This is a genomic window from Flavobacterium sp. (assembly GCF_029242675.1).
In the GTDB taxonomy this organism is placed as follows: Bacteria; Bacteroidota; Bacteroidia; order Flavobacteriales; family Flavobacteriaceae; genus Flavobacterium.
This window is the reverse complement of the sequence record NZ_JAQWTM010000283.1, coordinates 1-2537: the sequence shown is the minus strand read 5'-3', so window position 1 is coordinate 2537 and position 2537 is coordinate 1. Positions and strand designations below refer to the sequence as shown.

The following is a 2537-nucleotide window of genomic DNA, read 5'->3' as shown; positions in this document are numbered from 1 at the left end:
TTGACAATTGTTCCTTTTTATGATCGTACACAATTAATTCACGAAACGATAGGCACACTTGAGACAGCACTTTCTCATGAGATATTAATCAGTATTATTGTCGTTTTACTTTTATTATTTAACCTTAGAGCCTCATTAATTATATCTAGCTTATTACCCGTTGGAGTATTGATGACATTTATCGTAATGCGTTATACAGGAGTAGATGCCAATGTTGTAGCCCTCTCTGGTAACGCCATAGCCATTGGTGTAATGGTAGATGTAGGTGTTATATTTATTGAAAATATTATACGGCATTTAGAAATGCCAGAAAACGAAGGAGTGAAAGGTCAAAAGCTATTAGCTGTTATTTATAACGCTACAATTGAAGTCGCGTCTGCAATTACAACAGCATTAGCAACGACGATAGTTAGCTTCATTCCCGTATTCGCTATGGAATCAGCAGAAGGTAAATTATTTAGACCTTTAGCATTTACCAAAACATTTGCTTTATTAGGAGCTTTTGTTCTCGGCTTAATTGTTTTACCGTCTCTAGCACATCTCATTTTTGGTATTGATTATGATAAAAAAAGAGTAAAACGCTTTTGGGGCTATGTATTCATTGCCGCTGGAATTCTATTGAGTATTTATTTTAAAATGGCTCTCCCCTTAGCCCTATGTTTAATGGGATTGTACGACTTGTTCAGTTACAAAATTCCTGAAAAATTCCAAGCCTACACAAAGCATTTCAATTTGGTGTTGGTGCTATTCATAGTTTCCTTTTTTCTAACGGAGGAATGGATGCCTTTAGGACCACAAATTAGTGTTATAGGAAACTACCTTTTCGTAATCTTTCTTTTAGGTATCATATTATCTGCCTTATTATGCATTGTTCACTTTTATGAGCCTGTATTAAGATGGTGTTTAGAAAACAAAGGCAAATTCATGTTATTGCCCTTGGTTACACTACTATTTGGCCTAGTAGTATGGATTGGTTTCAATTCTTCTTTTGGCTTTATAGCAAACGGATTTGAAAAAGTAGGTTGGGACATTAGAAATTCCAAAGTTTGGTCAGCTCCCTCTCATACTTTTCCAGGTATTGGTTCTGAGTTTATGCCTTCACTCAGCGAGGGTAGCTATTTATTAATGCCTACTTCAATGCCACACTCAGGCGTAGAACAAAACCGAAAAGTAATAGGTCAACTTGATATGATGTTGAATCACATTCCAGAAGTAGATATGGCTGTTGGAAAACTGGGACGTGTAGAAAGTGCTTTAGACCCTGCTCCAATATCCATGTACGAGACTATGATTAATTATAAGCCGGAATACATTCTAAATGATAAGGGGCATCGTATGCGATTTAAGGTCGATAAAAAAGACCGTTATATTACAAAATCGCGCGATAGTCTTTCACATGCTGATGCTTTGAAACAAGGAATAACGATCAAAAATTTGATTGAAGATGATAACGGAGAATTTTATCGTAATTGGAGAGACAAAATACAATCACCTGATGATATATGGGATGAAATTATTAAAGCATCTAAAATTCCTGGAGTAACATCTGCTCCTAAATTACAACCTATTGAAACGCGACTTGTTATGCTCCAGACAGGAATGAGAGCACCTATGGGTATCAAAGTATTTGGCCCTGATTTGAAAACCATAGAAGAATTTGGATTAGAATTAGAAGCAATTCTTAAGGACGTACCATCGGTTAAAAAGGAAGCCGTATTTGCCGATAGAATCGTCGGTAAACCATACCTACATTTAAATATAGATAGAGAAAAAATTTCAAGATTTGGATTAAATGTTGAAGATATTCAACAAACAATTGAAACAGCTATTGGAGGAATGAAAATATCTTCTACGGTTGAAGGAAGAGAGCGCTACCCTATTCGTGTACGTTATCCAAGAGAATTAAGAGACAGTCCAGAAGCTTTAAGTAAAATTCTAGTAGCAACTCCTACTGGGGCTCAGATTCCTTTGGGGCAAATGGTCAAATTCGAATATACAAAAGGCCCACAAGCGATTAAAAGTGAAGATACGTTTTTGGTTGGCTTTGTGTTGTTTGATAAAAACTCAGGATTTGCCGAAGTAGATGTCGTAAACGATGCTCAAAAAGCGATTAAAGCTAAAATTGATTCGGGAGAACTTAAAGTGCCTCAAGGAGTGAATTTTAAATTCTCGGGAAGCTATGAAAATCAAATTAGAGCAATGAAAAGATTATCTATAGTAATTCCTATCTGTCTGGCCGTTATCTTTCTATTGCTTTACTTTCAGTTTAAAACAATTATTGCCTCTTCTATTCACTTTTCTGGGGTATTTGTTGCTTTTGCTGGTGGCTTTATTTTACTATGGCTCTATGGTCAAGATTGGTTTTTGAATTTTACAATCGCTGATGTAAACATGCGACATTTATTCCAGGTACACCCTGTTAACTTAAGCGTTGCCGTATGGGTTGGGTTTATCGCACTGTTTGGAATTGCGACTGATGACGGTGTAATTATGGGAACCTATATTCACCAAGTTTTTGAGGAAAAAAATCCTCAAAC

Annotated in this window: 1 protein-coding gene; it reads left to right on the top strand. The window is 36.1% G+C overall.

All coding sequences use genetic code 11. The features are described from left to right. A partial coding sequence (locus P8M54_RS10325) for an efflux RND transporter permease subunit (protein ID WP_300287750.1) occupies positions 1-2537 on the top strand: 2537 nt, incomplete at both ends.